General features: G+C 66.8%; 17 protein-coding genes. 6 read left to right on the top strand and 11 right to left on the bottom strand.

What is annotated here, in order from left to right; translation table 11 throughout:
• Positions 1-867: a formyltransferase family protein gene (locus RQI43_RS03635; RefSeq protein WP_056431836.1), complete on the bottom strand. Its 867-nt coding sequence runs from the start codon at positions 865-867 to the stop codon at positions 1-3.
• Positions 868-981: 114 nt separating this feature from the next.
• Between RQI43_RS03635 and RQI43_RS03630 the strand changes: the two genes are divergently transcribed.
• A complete protein-coding gene (locus RQI43_RS03630; RefSeq protein WP_311274238.1) occupies positions 982-1,716 on the top strand; it encodes an SDR family oxidoreductase in 735 nt (244 codons plus the stop codon).
• Positions 1,713-3,263, top strand: a complete 1,551-nt coding sequence (locus tag RQI43_RS03625; protein WP_311274237.1) for a cryptochrome/photolyase family protein — start codon at positions 1,713-1,715, stop codon at positions 3,261-3,263. The genes RQI43_RS03630 and RQI43_RS03625 overlap by 4 nt, the downstream gene beginning before the upstream one ends.
• Positions 3,264-3,266: 3 nt before the next feature.
• Here the strand turns inward: RQI43_RS03625 and bcsS are convergent, their stop codons facing one another.
• A complete protein-coding gene (gene bcsS / locus RQI43_RS03620; RefSeq protein WP_311274236.1) occupies positions 3,267-3,962 on the bottom strand; it encodes a cellulose biosynthesis protein BcsS in 696 nt (231 codons plus the stop codon).
• Positions 3,963-4,356: 394 nt separating this feature from the next.
• Between bcsS and RQI43_RS03615 the strand changes: the two genes are divergently transcribed.
• Positions 4,357-4,959, top strand: coding sequence for an exopolysaccharide biosynthesis protein (locus tag RQI43_RS03615; RefSeq protein WP_311274235.1), 603 nt, complete (start codon positions 4,357-4,359; stop codon positions 4,957-4,959).
• A 56-nt stretch (positions 4,960-5,015) separates the two neighbouring features.
• Here the strand turns inward: RQI43_RS03615 and RQI43_RS03610 are convergent, their stop codons facing one another.
• The 3 genes from RQI43_RS03610 to RQI43_RS03600 are packed head-to-tail and all read right to left on the bottom strand — an operon-like array spanning position 5,016 to position 6,876.
• Entirely contained in the window at positions 5,016-5,840 is an 825-nt protein-coding gene (locus tag RQI43_RS03610; RefSeq protein ID WP_311274346.1) for a metal ABC transporter permease, read from the bottom strand.
• A gap of 38 nt (positions 5,841-5,878) precedes the next feature.
• A complete protein-coding gene (locus RQI43_RS03605; protein ID WP_311274234.1) occupies positions 5,879-6,742 on the bottom strand; it encodes an ATP-binding cassette domain-containing protein in 864 nt (287 codons plus the stop codon).
• Between the two features lie 2 nt (positions 6,743-6,744).
• Entirely contained in the window at positions 6,745-6,876 is a 132-nt protein-coding gene (locus tag RQI43_RS03600; RefSeq protein WP_280136573.1) for a hypothetical protein, read from the bottom strand.
• A 134-nt stretch (positions 6,877-7,010) separates the two neighbouring features.
• Between RQI43_RS03600 and RQI43_RS03595 the strand changes: the two genes are divergently transcribed.
• Entirely contained in the window at positions 7,011-7,505 is a 495-nt protein-coding gene (locus RQI43_RS03595; RefSeq protein WP_311274233.1) for a Fur family transcriptional regulator, read from the top strand.
• Positions 7,506-7,523: 18 nt separating this feature from the next.
• Here RQI43_RS03595 and RQI43_RS03590 read toward each other — a convergent pair whose 3' ends face one another.
• A complete protein-coding gene (locus RQI43_RS03590; RefSeq protein WP_246747704.1) occupies positions 7,524-9,029 on the bottom strand; it encodes an exopolysaccharide biosynthesis polyprenyl glycosylphosphotransferase in 1,506 nt (501 codons plus the stop codon).
• Positions 9,030-9,529: 500 nt separating this feature from the next.
• Entirely contained in the window at positions 9,530-9,889 is a 360-nt protein-coding gene (locus tag RQI43_RS03585; protein ID WP_056431858.1) for an antibiotic biosynthesis monooxygenase, read from the bottom strand.
• Positions 9,890-10,348: 459 nt separating this feature from the next.
• Between RQI43_RS03585 and RQI43_RS03580 the strand changes: the two genes are divergently transcribed.
• Positions 10,349-10,747 (top strand): helix-turn-helix domain-containing protein, encoded by a 399-nt coding sequence (locus tag RQI43_RS03580; RefSeq protein ID WP_056431861.1) that lies wholly within the window; start codon positions 10,349-10,351, stop codon positions 10,745-10,747.
• An 11-nt stretch (positions 10,748-10,758) separates the two neighbouring features.
• Here RQI43_RS03580 and RQI43_RS03575 read toward each other — a convergent pair whose 3' ends face one another.
• From RQI43_RS03575 to cbiE, 4 genes are all read right to left on the bottom strand, one after another.
• Positions 10,759-12,087: a cobyrinate a,c-diamide synthase gene (locus RQI43_RS03575; protein WP_311274232.1), complete on the bottom strand. Its 1,329-nt coding sequence runs from the start codon at positions 12,085-12,087 to the stop codon at positions 10,759-10,761.
• Positions 12,084-12,866: a precorrin-4 C(11)-methyltransferase gene (cobM, locus tag RQI43_RS03570; protein ID WP_311274231.1), complete on the bottom strand. Its 783-nt coding sequence runs from the start codon at positions 12,864-12,866 to the stop codon at positions 12,084-12,086. The genes RQI43_RS03575 and cobM overlap by 4 nt, the downstream gene beginning before the upstream one ends.
• Complete coding sequence (locus tag RQI43_RS03565; protein WP_311274230.1) at positions 12,863-13,261, bottom strand: cobalamin biosynthesis protein; 399 nt, start codon at positions 13,259-13,261, stop codon at positions 12,863-12,865. The genes cobM and RQI43_RS03565 overlap by 4 nt, the downstream gene beginning before the upstream one ends.
• A 290-nt stretch (positions 13,262-13,551) precedes the next feature.
• The gene (cbiE, locus tag RQI43_RS03560) at positions 13,552-14,781 is read right to left on the bottom strand and encodes a precorrin-6y C5,15-methyltransferase (decarboxylating) subunit CbiE (protein WP_311274229.1); all 1,230 of its coding nucleotides are present in this window, start codon (positions 14,779-14,781) and stop codon (positions 13,552-13,554) included.
• Positions 14,782-14,825: 44 nt separating this feature from the next.
• On the opposite strand from cbiE, the gene RQI43_RS03555 reads away from it, so the two are divergent.
• On the top strand, positions 14,826-15,563 hold the full coding sequence (locus RQI43_RS03555) for a cobalt-precorrin-6A reductase (protein WP_311274228.1): 738 nt from the start codon (positions 14,826-14,828) through the stop codon (positions 15,561-15,563).
• Positions 15,564-15,590 lie beyond the last annotated feature (27 nt).

Genomic DNA, 15,590 nt, shown 5'->3' with positions numbered 1-15,590 from the left:
CTATCGCCCGAGTTGCCCGACATCCGCGACGGCGACCGGGCTCCAGCGGGTGATCTGGATGAAGCCGTCGCGCGCGGCGATCACCACGTGGCGGCGGTAGCGGTGAACGATCGTTCCCGGCGCATGGCGGTGCGGCTCGCGCCAGCCCTCCGCTGCCGCCACGAAGATGGAGTTGTCGCCCAGCCGCGCAATGGTCTCGATGGTGCCGAAGGCCCGCATCCGCCGCAGGATCGCCTCGACATCGGTACGGAAATCGAGGGTCCTGTCCGCATCGGTGGCACGGGCCCAGTAGGAGCCTTCGCCCTGGGGCTGGGCTGCCTGCCAGCGCGCCGGCAGGTCACGCGCAATGGGTCCCGAGGCGAGCCGCCGGGCGGCGATCTGGCATCGGGCCAACAGGGTCTCGTGGGTCTCCTGCGGCGCCATCGCGAAGGTCTCCTGCGCGAGGATGTCGCCGGTATCGAACCCCTCCTCGGCCAGCACATGCGCAGTCACGCCCCAGCTGTCGCGTGCATCGGTGATCGCCTTGAACAGGGGATAGGGGCCGCGCCCCACCGGCAGGGGCGAGGGATGGAAGTTCAGGGCGTAGGCGGCCCGGTTGCGCCAGCCCTTGATAAGCCAGGGGTAACCGGCCACCACCAAGGCCCAGTCCGTCCCGTGGGTCTGCGTCAGGGCATCGAGATCCGCGAGCTTGATCCGGGAAAGCTGCATTGGGATGCGATGTCGGCGGCTCTGGGCCACGACCGCCTCGTTGTGATCGTAGAGCCCGTCGCAGGGCCGGGTGAACAGCTTGATCGGAGTCCATCCGGCTTCCACCAGCGCTTCGAAAACGCCTCCGAGGAAATCGATGCCGGCGAAGGCAAACTTCATGAACATCCCCGGGGCGTGGTTGCGAGACGTGCGACTCTACGGATGGGGCCTCACAGGCTCCACGGCAGCATGATCCGCCTTACCTAACCGATCCGGCAGGGAATGGGAGCGGTCATGAACCGGGTTGTGATCTACGGCGGAACCGGCGGCATCGGCATGGCCACGGCGCAGGCCCTGCGTAAGCGCGGTATCCCGCTGCATCTCGCGGCACGGGATCCCCAGCGCCTCGAAGACGCCGCCGCCCGCCTGGGGGACACGACCTTCACGGCCGGCGACGTCACTGACCCCGCCCATTTCACCACGGTGACGCAGGAAGCGGGCGGTTCGCTCGCAGGCCTCGTCTACGCGGTCGGGACGATCAACCTGAAGCCGCTGGCGAAGCTGACCGCCGACGACGCGGTGACGGATTTCAAGCTCAACGCCCTCGGCGCACTTCTCGCTCTCCAGGCCGCGGCGCCGGCGCTGAAAGCTGGTGCAGGCGAGGCAGGGGCGGGCGTCGTCCTGTTCTCCACCGTGGCGGTGGCACAGGGCTTTCCGGCCCATGCCTCTGTCGCCATGGCGAAGGGAGCGGTCGAGGGTCTCGCCCTGTCCCTCGCCGCCGAACTCAGCCCTCAGATCCGGATCAACGTCGTCGCCCCCTCGCTGACGCGCACGCCGCTCGCCGCCGCGATCACCGGCAACGAGACGCTGGCCGCCGGGATCGCATCCATGCACGCCCTCCAGCGCCTGGGCACGCCGGACGATATCGGCGCGCTCGCCGCCTTCCTCGTCTCGGCGGAAGCCGGGTGGATCACCGGTCAGATCATCGGCGCGGATGGCGGCCGCTCGGCCCTGCGTACGAAGGGGTGACCCGCCAACGCACGCTCCGCTTCGTCCTCGGCGATCAGCTTCACCGCCGCGTTTCCTCGCTCACCGATCTCGACCCGCACTCCGACATCGTTCTCATGGTCGAGGTGTGGGAGGAGGCGACCTATGTCCGCCACCACAAGCAGAAGATCGCTTTCCTGTTCTCGGCCATGCGCCATTTCGCGGCCGATCTGGAGGCCGAGGGCATCACCGTCGACTATGTGCGCCTCGATGCGCCGGGCAATACCGGCTCGTTCACCGGAGAACTCCAGCGAGCGGTCGCGCGGCACGAACCCGACAGGATCGTCGTCACCGAGCCCGGCGAGTGGCGCGTCTGGGAGATGATGCAGGGATGGCGTGATGATCTGCCGATGCCCGTCGAGATCCGCGAGGACAACCGTTTCCTCTGCCCGCGCTCGGATTTCGCGCGCTGGGCCGAGGGACGGCACGCCCTGCGGATGGAGACGTTCTATCGCGGCATGAGAAAGCGCACCGGCCTCCTGATGAAGGACGGCGAGCCGATCGGCGGCCAGTGGAACTTCGACCACGACAACCGAAAGAAATTGCCACGCGGGCACCTCCCCCCGGAACGCCCGGGCTTCGCGCCCGATGCGATCACGTCCGAGGTCATCGCCCTGGTCGCGGACAGGTTCGCCGGGCATTTCGGCGATCTCGATGCCTTCCGCTGGCCCGTCACCCGCGCCGACGCCATCGTCGCTCTGAAGCACTTCCTGGCCGAGTGTCTTCCGCGTTTCGGCGACTACCAGGATGCGATGAAGTCGGGCGCGCCGTTTCTCTATCATGCGCTGATCTCGCCGGCACTGAATGCGGGCCTGCTCACGGCGGGAGAAGTATGCCTGGAAGCGGCCCGCGCCTATGACGAGGGGGCAGCGCCGCTCAACTGCGTCGAGGGCTTCATCCGCCAGATCCTGGGATGGCGCGAATATGTCCGAGGGCTCTACTGGGCCAGGATGCCGGCCTATGCCGAGACCAACACCCTCGGCGCCAAGCGTGATCTGCCCTGGTTCTACTGGTCGGGCAAGACGCGCATGAACTGCCTTGCGCAATGCGTCGCCGAGACGCGGGCCCATGCCTACGCCCATCACATCCAGCGGCTGATGGTGACTGGCAATTTCGCCCTGCTGGCCGGGATCGAACCGGCGCAGGTGGAGGAATGGTATCTCGTGGTCTATGCCGATGCCTACGAATGGGTGGAGTTGCCCAACGTCCACGGCATGGTCCTGTGGGCGGATGGCGGCGTCATGGGCTCGAAACCGTATGCGGCCTCGGGCGCCTACATCAACCGGATGTCGGATTACTGCCGGGGCTGCACCTACGACGTCGCTGCCAAGTCCGGCGACAGCGCCTGCCCGTTCAACTACCTCTACTGGAACTTCCTCATCGAGAATGCGGATCGCCTGGCGGGGAACCCGAGGATGGCCATGCCCTACCGTACCCTCGACGGATTGGGCGAGCAGCGACGGGAGGAGATCACGACTGACGCGGCCCGCTTCCTGGCCGGCCCGGAAATGCGTCCCGCCCCGCCCTGAAACTCACCAGGGCTGCCAGACGGCCAGGGTGACATAGGGGCTTCCCCCGCCATCGGTTTCGGTCTGGTAGCCGAGCGAGGCGCGGAAACTCACGTCGCCGATGCGAAAGTCGGTGGCGTGGACACCGATCCCGAACTTCGAGTAGCCGCTTCCATCCAGATAGAAGGTAGCCTCCGGGCCGAGATAGGTCCCCCACAGGCCATGACCCCAGGCGAGCCGGCCCCAGGCGCTCTGGCGCGTCGAGCCGAGGATCGCAGTGGCGGTGAGAAGACTGGTTTGCGTCGGCCGCGCCCAGACCTCCCCGTGCAGCCTGATGCCGTAGCGGTCGGGCAGAACCAGCGTGCCGACGACGTTCCGCTCCACTTCGATGCTTCCCTCCGGACCAGCGAAAGCGGCGACCACGCCCCAATCGCGGAACCATTGGTATCCGGCGAGCACAGCTCCGAGCGCCGTAAGGCGCGTCTGATCCGTGGAAATGCCCCGTATCGTCGGGCCGCGTTCGGCCCTCGCCCCTGCGCCGCCGCTCGCGAGGATAGCGAAACCGTCCCGATCGCGCCCGTCGAACGTGATCTTCGCGCCCGCCGTGATGAAGGGGGATGCTCCGGCATCAAGGCTGCCGAAGATCAGTGCCGAGATCGAGCCCTCTTCCGATTGAGCCGGGTTCGAGACGAGGCCACAGCAGAGTGCGGCGCAGCACATGAGTATCGGATGAGCCGAATGCAGTGACCGTCTCGTCGATCTGGCCGGTCGTCCCACGTCCCTTCTCGCTCCGTATTACCGGAGGACAAATGTACGACATCCTATGAGAAGTTGTACTGGTTCGTGAATATTGGACTGTGGGTCGTGCGTATAGACCGCCCAATGCGATTCGGGAACAGGCGCCGTTTTGCTTTTGTTCTATTTGATAAAACTTCAGGATGTGTTTGCTTGATTTTAGGTTGTGTGGCGTCCGTGTTCGATCTGCTGGTATGTTCCGTCCGTATCGGCAATGGTGGACCCGCGATGCCGCATGGAGGTCAAAGCTGATTCGGTTGGCGTCGGGCGGGGACTAGGATAGAGCCCGCGGCAGGACCGTCGCCAAAGGCCGAGTTTCTTGTCATCAGCTGCTCGAACGTCCGAAGTTCTCACGGTGCTCGCGGCACAGGAGACGGATCGCTTGACCATCGGCGACATCGTCGCGGTGCTGAAGGACCGTGCCTTCGCCCTGCTCATCGTCATCCTCGGCCTGCCAAATTGCCTGCCGATGCCGCCTCCGATCCCCCTGGTCTGCGGCCTGCTGCTGTTGCTCGTGGCCGTTCAGATCACGGCGGGGATGTCGTCGCCTTGGCTGCCCCGCGCCCTCCTGAGCCGCTCGATCGCCCGGAGCGACGTTGAGCGTGCCGCCAAGCGCGCGGTGCCGCTGCTGCGGCGCCTGGAACGCTGGTCGCGTCCGCGCATGAGCCTGTTCGAGACCGGGCTCGGCATGCGGACGGTGGGGCTGATCCTTCTCACCCTGTCCCTGGCGCTGGTCGTGGCAGCGCCTCTTGTGGGACAGATCCCCCTCGGTCTGGCCATTTGCCTCGTCGGCCTCGGCCTCGTCGAGCGGGATGGCCTGCTGGTCGTCATGGGTCTCGGCGTCGGTGCCGTCGGCGTGCTTCTGAACGCCGGCTTCGTCTACGCTATCGTCTCGGGCCTCATGAGCCTCTTCAGCGTGTAGACTTTGACCAGGTATCCCTGACCCCGACCCACGGTTGGGATCAGGGAGGTCCGTTGCTAGCCTTCGAGGTGGCGCGGCTTGAACAGGCGCCAGACGAGGCCGCCCCTCGGTCCGAACAGGAGCGAGACGAGGTAGAGACTTCCCGCCGCCAGCACGATCGCAGGCCCTGTGGGCAGGTCGGCGCGATACGAGGCGGTGAGTCCGGCAAAGCTCGACACCATCGCCACCACCATCGCCATGGGGATCAGGCCCGACAGGTCGGCCGCCCAGAACCGCGCGGTGATCGCCGGCAGCAGCATCAGTCCCACCGCGAGCAGCGTCCCGAGGGCCTGGAAGCCCCCCACGAGGTTCATCACCACGAGGCCGAGGAAGGCGTAATGCACCGGGCCCCCGGCACGGCTCACCGTGCGCAGGAACAGCGGGTCGACACATTCCATGACGAGGGGGCGGTAGAGCGCGGCGAGGGCGAACAGCGTCACCGTGGCGATCCCGCCGAGGAGCATGAGCGCCGGATCGTCGAGGGCCAGGACCGTCCCGAACAGGATGTGCAGGAGATCGATCTGCGATCCGCGCAGAGAGACGAGCAGCACGCCGGCCGCCAGGGAGATCAGGTAGAAGGCGGCGAGACTCGCATCTTCCTTGATCGAGGTCGTCCGGGTGACGATGCCGGCGAGCAGTGCCACGAACAGACCGGCGGCGAGGCCCCCGATGGTCATGGCCGGCAGGGACAGGCCGGCGACGAGGAAACCGACCGCGGCGCCGGGCAGGATCGCATGGCTCATGGCGTCGCTCATCAGGCTCATGCGCCGCAGCATGAGAAAGACCCCCACCGGCGGGGCCGAGAGCGAGAGGGCGAAGCAGCCGGCCAACGCCCGGCGCATGAAGCCGAACTCGATGAAGGGACCGAACAGGAGATCGATCACGCGGCGTGTCCGTGGTCGTGACGATGATCGTGCGCGTGACCATGGGGATGATCGTGAGAGTGATCATGCAGGTCCCCGCCTTCGGAAGGGGGTGGTGCGTGGTGATGCCCGTCGCCGCGCCCGCATATGGCGGCGTCCTCGTCCCAGGCCTCGGACAGGGCCTGCGCGCGCGCGAGGTTCTCCCGGGTCAGCACCGTTCCGGTCTCGCCCCAGGCCACCGGCTCGCGGGCCAGTAGCAGCGTCGTCGAAAAATGTGCCTTGACCTGATGCAAGTCGTGCAGGGCCGCGACGATGGTGCGGCCCTCCCCGTGCCACCCGCGGATCAGGCCGATCAGATCGGTCGTGGTGCGCCCGTCGATCCCGGTGAACGGCTCGTCGAGGAGGATGATGCGAGCGTCTTGGACGATGAGCCGCGCGAACAGGGCGCGCTGGAACTGGCCGCCCGACAGGGTTCCGATCAGCCGATCCTCGAAGCCTAGGAGGCCCACGGCCGAGAGGGCGCTGACCAGCGTCCGGCGGTCAGGGAGCGCGCTGCGCCAGAAGCCGAGGCGCCGCCAGCGTCCCATCGCCACCAGATCGAGGACGCTCAACGGAAAGCTGCGGTCGATCTCGCCGGCCTGGGGCAGGTAGGCGATGGCATCGGCACCACCGGGGCGGTCGATCCGTCCGTCGAGGCAGCGGATTTCACCGACGATCCCCTTGAGCAGGGTCGATTTTCCCGCGCCGTTGGGACCGACAAGCGCGAGAAGGGCTCCGGCGGGAATAATCCCGTCCAGATGATGCACGGCGGGATGGCGATCGTAGCCGAGCGTCAAACCACGCAAGGCGATGGCGCCGGGCGGAGCGGGGGCGTGTGTCATCGTTATCCCATGGCCCAGACGATCGCCCCCCAGACCAGCCCGGACAGGATCGCGGCGAGGACCAGTCGCGAGGCGGCCCCGGCCTGGAACAGGGAACGACGGGGGGAGGGTTTGATCTGGGGAGGACGCGTCACAGCGGTTCGGGTACCAGGAAAGGGCCAGATTTGTCCGAACGGGGGCGGCGAACTATCTCTGGTGCTGATACACTGTAACATCGCATAAGTTCAACGTGCCGGACCATATCGACCGGCGATCAGGGGAGGATGGCGTGCACGACCATAGTGCCGTCCACGAGCATGCCGCCTGCTGCGGCAATGCCACAGACACGCTCGCACGGGCGGAGCGTCTCTGCGCCGAGCGCGACCTGCAATTCACGCGGCTGCGGCGGGACGTCCTCGAGGCGGTGGCGTCCGAGGCGAAGCCGCTCGGCGCCTATGACATCGCGGAGCGTCTCAGCGGGCAGGGGCGCCGGGTCGCCGCGGTCTCGGTGTACCGTGCCCTCGATTTTCTCACCGAGAACGGCCTCGTCCACCGCATCGCCAGCCGCAACGCTTTCGTCTCCTGCGGCCATCAGCACGGGGACGGTGCCGGGCTCGTCTTCCTGATCTGCCGGACCTGCGGCAGCATCGACGAGACGACCTCGCCGGAAGTGGACGACCAGCTCGACAGGACTTTGGCGAAAGCCGGCTTCAAGCCCTCGAGCCGGATTCTCGAAGTCGAGGGCGAGTGCGGTTCCTGCTCCGGTCGTGCGCCGAGCCGATAGCGACCCGATGCATGGGGCTCAGCGGGCGTTGCGATAGGCCCTGCGCGAGACGACCGTCTGGATCATGATCTGGATGTCGAGCCAGACCGACCAATTGTCGATGTAATGCAGGTCGTGGTTCACACGCCGCTCCATGTCGAGATCGGTCAGGGTCTCGCCGCGCAGACCGTTCACCTGTGCCCAGCCGGTGATGCCGGGCATCACGTTGTGGCGACGGGCATATTGGGCGATCCGCCGCTCGAAGCTGCGATCGTGGGCGAGGGCGTGAGGACGCGGACCCACCAGGGACATCTCCCCCATCAGGACATTGATGAGCTGGGGCAATTCATCGAGGTTCGTCCGGCGAAGGATGGCGCCGATCCGGGTGATTCGTGAATCGTGGCGGGTCGCCTGTCGGAAGACGGCGTTCTGCTCCGTCTTCATACTGCGGAACTTGAACACGCCGAACGCCTGCTGGTTGAAGCCGTAACGGCGCTGGCGGAAGAAGACCGGCCCGGGGCTGTCGAGCTTGATCAGCAGGGCAATGGACGCCAGCAGCGGTGCGAGCAGGAGCAGCGCGATGGCGGCGAGGACCATGTCGAGGCCGCGCTTCAAAGCGATCTCGGTGAAGCTGAGCGGCCGGCGCCCGATATTGATGCCCGACAGCCGCCCGACCCGCGCGAGCTTGAGATCAGGGAAACGGTCCATCACCGAGCCGGGACGTAGGTGGAGGGCGGCCGGCACGCGCAGGAACGCCTCGGTGCAACGCTCGATATCCGCCGCATCCGTCCAGGGAACCAGGATGAAGACGTCGTCGGGCCGCAGGAAGCGCACTACCGACACCGCGAGGTCGAGATCCTCCGCCATCTGGCTCTGGCGCACCGAGGCGTCCTCGCGTGGATCGACCCGCCGCAGGTAGCTGGTTCCGACCACACGCAGGTTCAGGGCTTCTGCGTCGTTATTGGCGTGGAAGCTGGCGATGTCATCTTCGAAGCCGACGAGATGGATGCGATTGATCGACGGCGAACTCGGGCTCGTGGTCTGCCGGATCAGGCCCACGACGACGAGACGGGACAGGTAGAGGGCCGGCAGACCGGCCAGGAAGAAACCGATGGCCGTGGCGCGCGAGAACTCGGTCGTGGTCTTGGTCGCGAAGCCGACGACGAGAACGATCGCCCAGGCGGCCAGCCAGAGGCTCGCCATGCGGCGGCGATGGGGGCCTTGGGTGAGCTGGGTCTCGATCCTGTACTCGTCGCGAACGAGATTGGTCAGAAGTACGAAGACGGCCACCAGGGCCCCCAGCTGGAAGCTCCCGGTCATTCCCGTGGTGATCTGCTGGTCGAACGCGAACTCGTAGTAGATCGCCTCCACGAGATAGGCGGTGACGATGATCGCTGCGAGGTCGGAGGCGGCTAACGCCATGGACAGGCCGAACCGGAGCGTACCTCCCCACCGTCGCGGAAGGACCGCCGCCCAGGCATCACGCCGGGCGCTCTGAGCCGAGGGCAGGCTCTCGTAGATTTCGGGAAGACGTTGCTGGAACATCTGGGACGCCGTGTACCGAAGGGAGACCAGGATTGTGCCAGAACGGGTCAGTATCCGGTCCGGCCAACCTTATCTCTGCCAGGTCCGCAAAGCTCGGACCCGGTGGCGTCGTGCCGGAACTGCCGCCTCGCCCGGAGGGGCCGTCACTTGAGGAATGGTCGTGCGACCGAGGCTTGCTCGGCCTCGATATTTCCCTCGCGCCGATCCGGCATTTGGGTGGTCTCATCGACCTGAACGGCGGCTTCCAAGTAAAAAACTCATCCTGCGAAGCCGGAAGACCGCTTTGTCGACGGCAGGACCAACTCGCGCAGCCCCGCAAGCGGATTGCCGCCGATACAGATGGGCCGGCAGGCGATTGCAGCGCCTGCCGCGCGGTGCAGCTTTACCTTGGCCAAGCGAAGGAGGTGCATGCAAGGTCTGGCGGACCTACCCGTCGCGTGCTGGTGCACCATATACTTCAGACCGCGTGAGCCGGAGGATGCAGCAGCGAGGAAGGGCGATCAGGCGACGGTTTCGGGATGTGTCCGGGACGAGGATCCGTCCTCCGTCTTGGCCAAGGTCTGGATGGGCTCGAAGCCCTCGAATTGGGGATGGCCGAGATAGAGAGGTTTCGTCGAGGGTGCCCGGCTATGCGCCTTTCGAAACTGCTCTGACCGGGTCCAGGCTTCAAAAGCCGATTTGGAGGCCCAGACGGTATGGGACGCATAAAGGACATGGTCTTCATAGGCTGGGCCGCGAAGCAGCTGGAACTCTACGAAGCCTTCCATTTCGCCAAGTTGGCTATCACGACCGAGCCAGACCTGTTCGAATTCTTCCGTTGCGTCGGGGACGACCTTGAATCGATTCATAGCGATGAACATCGAGAACCTTCTTCGTCAGGCCAGTCCGAGGGTCGACCGGCCGCCTGGGGGTTATCCTAGGCCTTATGAGGCGGATTAAAAAATAATATGAAAACGATTAATTTTCATCGAAATAGTGTTTTTTGCGTCATTAGCATTATGAGTTAGAAGAGCGGATTCATTTCGTTTGCATCGGGGCTTCACTGGGCGACCGTCGTTTGCATGGGCAAATTTGCGGTCACTCTTGCCATCCTTGCCTCATTTGTGGTCAAGCTGTTTTCGCGCATGCTTGATCCTATCGTACCGATGGTGTTCTTTGGATGTTCCAGGACATTGCCGGCCCTCCGGGGGCGGACCGTGAAGATGATAGACTCACATTCGTGTGACCCTTAACCCTTCCGAATGAGTCGCGTGGCAGATGGCGACTTGGTTGGGGATCGAAACAGCCGGCCAAGACCGTATTGAGCACTGAAACGAGTGATGATGCCCAAGCAAACCACCGACGTCGACCGCCTAGTTGGGTTGCGAATCACCGCCTTGCGTAAGGCCCGTGGCCTGAGCCAGACCGCGCTCGGAACCGCCGTTGGCGTAACGTTCCAACAGGTCCAGAAGTACGAAAAGGGGCAGAACCGGGTCGGTGCCGGGCGTCTCCGCGAGATTTCCCGCCTTCTGGAGGTTCCGGTCTCGGCGTTCTTCGAGGAAGACGATGCGGGCGGAACGCAATCCGAAGTGTTCGGCTTCCTGAGCGCTCATGGGGCGATCGAGCTTCTTCAAGCCTACGCGTCCATTGAGGACGACCAGCTTCGGCGTGATGTTCTGGCACTCGTCCGGACCGCAGCAAAGATGGGAAAACGTTCAGAGCTCCCCGTAGCTGTTTGAACGTTTTTACATCATCCAATGAGATGGAAGAAACTTCCGGACACGCGACCGCATCGGTGGCCGGCCATCCCTTGCGAAACGCCTTCCGCGTCGGTCACCGCCGCTAAGGCGATGTCTTCGCCCGGTGGAGGTGTGAGCTCGCTCGCATAGTGAAACTCGTGGCCAACGAGGCGTGAACCCGCTCTTCCGAGGGCGCCGTCGCCGACGAGCGTCGCCACTCGGTAGCCCAGATGCAGTCGCCGCACCTTGTAGGAGGTCGCGACCGGAAGCAGATCCGCCATCGTATGCGTGACGCCGGCCGCGTCTTCCAGGCTGCGTCCGAGGACCATGTAGCCGCCGCACTCGCCATGGACGGGATTGTGTTCGGCAAAGCTCCGGAGGCCGTTCAGGAACCGGCCCGCCGCTGCCAGTTTCCCGGCATGAAGCTCAGGATATCCGCCCGGTAGCCAGCAGGCGTCGCAGCTCTCCGGGGGGGCCTCGTCGGCGAGGGGTGAGAAGGCGACCAGTTCGGCGCCGGCGGCGCGCCAGCCCGCCTCCATATGCGGATAGAGGAACGAGAAGGCCTCATCCGACGCGATGGCGATGCGCTGTCCCGGGGGAGGGGGCAGGACGGCATCCGACACGTCCGGCAGGCGTCCCGACGCGGCTGCGAAGATGGCGTCGAGATCGAGGCTCGCCTCCGCCAGATCGGCGAGGCGGTCGAGCCGCGCGGCGAGGTCTCCCGTTTCGCGGGCCTGCACCAGACCGAGATGACGCTCGGGCAGGGCGAGGGTCGCGTCGCGCATGAGCACTCCGAGGATCGGGATGCCGACCCGCGCGAGTCCGGCCTCGACCAGACGCCGATGGCGGGCGCTGGCGACCTTGTTCAGCACGACGCCGGCGATGCGGATGCGGGGATCGTAGCGGGCGCAGCCGAGTGCCACGGCGGCGGCCGATTGGGCGGCCCCCGAGACGTCCACGACGAGGAGCACCGGCCAGCCGTAGCGGACGGCGATGTCGGCATTGGCTCCGGTTCGGCCTTCGCTGGCGACGATGCCGTCGAACAAGCCCATGGAGCCTTCGGCGATGACGATATCAGCGCCATGGCCCGCCATCGCCGCCACCGAATCGAGCATGGCATCCGGCATGGCGAAGCTGTCGAGATTGACGCTGGGATAGCCCGTGGCGGCCTGGTGAAAGGCCGGGTCGATATAGTCCGGCCCGCATTTGGCGCCGCGCACGGCGAGGCCGCGCCGGGCGAGCGCCCGCATCAATGCCAGCGTCACGGTGGTCTTGCCCGAGCTCGACCGTGGGGCGGCAACGAGTAGGCCGGGCGGATGCGATCGGTCCGTCTTCGTCATGACTCGACTCCGGGGGCCGGCTGCCCCGTGGGACGGAAGCGCCGGTCGTAATCGGTGGAGTAGAGCGCGCTCTCGCGGAACTCGCTGGCCGCGAGGGCCGGGCCGACGAGGATCAGCGCCGTCCGCTCGAGACCGGCGGCGCGAACATCCTCCGCGATGGTGGCGAGGGTACCTGAGATGACGCGTTCGTCCGGCCAAGTGGCCCGGAACACCACGGCGGCGGCGCAATCCGCCCCGTAGAACGGCACGAGCTCGGTCACCACGGTCTCGATCACGTGGATGGAGAGGTGCAGGGCCAGGGTCGCGCCGGTGGCGGCGAAGGCTTGGAGCGTTTCGCGCTCAGGCATGGCGCTGGCGCGGCCGGAGGTCCGGGTGAGGACCACCGACTGGGCTAGGCCCGGCACGGTGAGTTCGCGCCGGAGCAGGGCGGCGGCGGCGGCGAAAGACGGCACGCCCGGTGTCACCGTGTAGGGAATGCCGAGCCGGTCGAGGCGGCGGGTCTGTTCGGCCAGCGCGCTCCAGATCGAGAGGTCGCCCGAATGCAGCCGCGCCACATCTTGCCCGGCTTCGTGCGCGGCGGTGATCTCGGCCACGATCGCGTCGAGGTCGAGGGGGGCGGTGTCGACGATGCGGGCGTCGGACGGGCACCAGGACAGGATTTCCGGCGCCACCAGCGAACCGGCATAGAGGCAGACGGGGCAGCGCGCGATGAGATCGCGCCCGCGGATCGTGATGAGGTCGGCCGCACCGGGGCCGGCGCCGATGAAATGTACGGTCATCCCGCTTGAGTGGCGAAATACGCGGGAAGCGCAAGGGCGCATGTCACCGCTGGTGACGCGATGCGCGGCAGAATGAGGGTTCCGCCCTCGCCGGCCACGGCCAAAGCGGCGGCTTCCGCCACCGATCCGACCCCCCGGCTCGCCTCGATCCGGCCCGAGCGGGTGGGTACACGCGCATCGACTGCGATCATCTCGGCGGGTGATAGTCCGACGGGCGCGAGGCCGAACACAGCGGCGGCCTCGACGATCGACGGTTCATTCGCGCGGTCTTCAGCGGTGGCGATCGCGCCGAGCCGGTCCGGCTCATGGCCGCTTTCGGCAAGCGCGCGGTGGATCAGGGCGACGATCTCGTCGGGCATGGCCCCGTGCCGGAAGCCGATGCCGGCGACAAGCATTCGAGGCCCAAACGCTTCTTTCTCGGTGTGATCAAGCTCAATACGTTCGGCGGGCAAAGATTTCCCCTCGCCCCGCTCGCGGGGAGAGGGACGTGTCTCCCCCTTGTCGGGGAGCACGTCGAGACGGCAGCCGAGGGTGAGGGGGCGACAGCGGATGAGGCTTATCCGGCGATACCCCCTCACCCTCGCTTCGGCTTCGCCTCCGCTCATCGCGGACACGACGAGGTGCCCGCGATCCTCTCCCCGCCCGGCGGGGAGAGGGGAGAACCGGTGCATCGCCAAGCCGCCCGTCACCGCTTCGTCCACACCCATTGCGTCACCGGCATTGCGGCGCGCCAGCCGTGGAGATGGCCGACCGGGTCGGCATGGGCCACCGATAGCCGCTTCAGCTGTCCGCCGAGACGGGCGAAGGCGCCAAGCAGGACCGCCTCGCCCTCAAGGGTGACGACGTTGGCGACCAGCCGGCCCCCGGGCCTGAGGGCGTCGACGGCGTGGTCGAGCACGCCAAGCCGCGCTACGCCGCCGCCGATGAAGATCGCGTCCGGCCGCTCGAGCCCTTCCAGGGCGGCGGGCGCCTCGCCCTCGACCACGCGTAGGTCCGGTACACCGAGGCGGGCGGCGTTGCGGGCGATCCGCGCCGCACGGGCCGGGTTCGCCTCGATGGCCAGCGAGCGCAGGCTGGAACCGCGCAGCATCCACTCGATGGAGATGGAGCCGGCTCCGGCGCCGATGTCCCAGAGGCGTTGGCCGGCGCGGGGGCGCAGGGCGGCGAGGGTCACGGCGCGAATATCGGCTTTGGTGAGCTGGCCGTCATTCTCGAACCAGGCATCGTCGAGGCCGGGGCTCAGGCTGACGACGCGTGCATCGGCATCGGCTACGACCTCTACCGCCAGGGTGTTGAGCGGATCGATCCCGGTGAGGGAGAACGCATCGGCCCTTGCTTCGAGGCGGCGCTCACGCGGGCCGCCCATGGCCTCGAGAACGACGAGGCCAGAGGCGCCGAAACCACGCTCCGTAAGTAGGGTGGCGACTGCCTCCGGCGTCGTCTCGTCCCAGGTCAGGGTGAGGAGGCGGGCGCCGGGCTGGAGATGAGGTACGATCCGCTCCAATGCCCGCCCGTGCAGGGTGATGCAGGTGGTCTCGGCGAGCGGCCAGCCGAGGCGCGCCGCCGCGAGGCTGAAGGCTGAGGGGTGGGGGAACACACACATCTCGGCCGCAGGCAGCAGCCGCGCGATCTCTGCGCCGATGCCGAAATGGAACGGGTCGCCGGTAGCGAGAATGCAGGTGGGCCGTCCGCGCCGAGCGAGGAGGCCGGGATAAGCGTCGGAGATCGGGCGCGGCCAGACCCGCGTCTCACCCCTCAGCGGTGCACCGAGGGAGAAATGGCGGGCTCCGCCATAGACCACCTCCGCCCCGTCGAGGGCGGCTGCGGCGGCGGGGCTCAGGCCCGCGCGCCCGTCCTCGCCGATCCCGATGATGGTGAGCCAGGGTGGAACGCTCGACAGCGAAGCGTCGCTCATGGAGAAGGCGTCCTTTCGGAACCATGGCGGGCGAACGAACGACGATGCGAGTTCTGATCCTCGGCGGCACCACCGAGGCGAGCGCTCTGGTGAAGGGACTCGATCCGAGGATCGATGCGACCTTGTCGCTTGCCGGCCGTACCAGCGCGCCGAAGCGCGAACCGGTCCCCACCCGCATCGGCGGTTTCGGCGGACCCGAGGGCCTGGCCGCGTGGATCGCCGAGAACCGGATAGAGGCGGTAATCGACGCCACGCATCCGTTCGCGGCGCGGATCGGCCGCAACGCGGCGCTCGCCTGCGAGCGGACCGGTGTGGCGCTCCTCGCCATCCGTCGCCCGGCCTGGGAGCGTATTCATGGGGATCGCTGGACCGAGGTCGAGACCATGGCGGAGGCCGCTCTCGCCATCGGCGAGATGCCCCGGCGGGTGTTCCTGACGATCGGCCGTCTCGAAGTCGGCGCCTTCGCGACTGCTCCGCAGCACGATTACGTGGTCCGCGCCATTGAACCGATCGGCGATGCTCTGCCCGTGCCGCGCCTCACCGAGATCGCCGCGCGCGGTCCGTTCGACGAGGCGGCCGAAGCAGCCTTCCTCGCGGAGCGGCAAATCGAGGTCTTGGTCACCAAGAATTCCGGCGGTCCCGCCACCTACGGCAAGATCGCCGCCGCCCGCGCGCTCGACGTGCCAGTGGTGATCGTACGCCCGCCCGATAAGCCGGATGTCGACAGCGTGCCGGATGCCGAGGGTGCGTTGGCGTGGCTGCGGGAGCGCCTGGAAGCCTGAGCGACCTTTGGCGCGCATCTCCTTCCC

It is taken from the genome of Methylobacterium sp. WCS2018Hpa-22 (genome assembly GCF_031843785.1).
Classification (GTDB): domain Bacteria; phylum Pseudomonadota; class Alphaproteobacteria; order Rhizobiales; family Beijerinckiaceae; genus Methylobacterium.
This window is presented reverse-complemented; position numbering and strand designations above follow the sequence as displayed.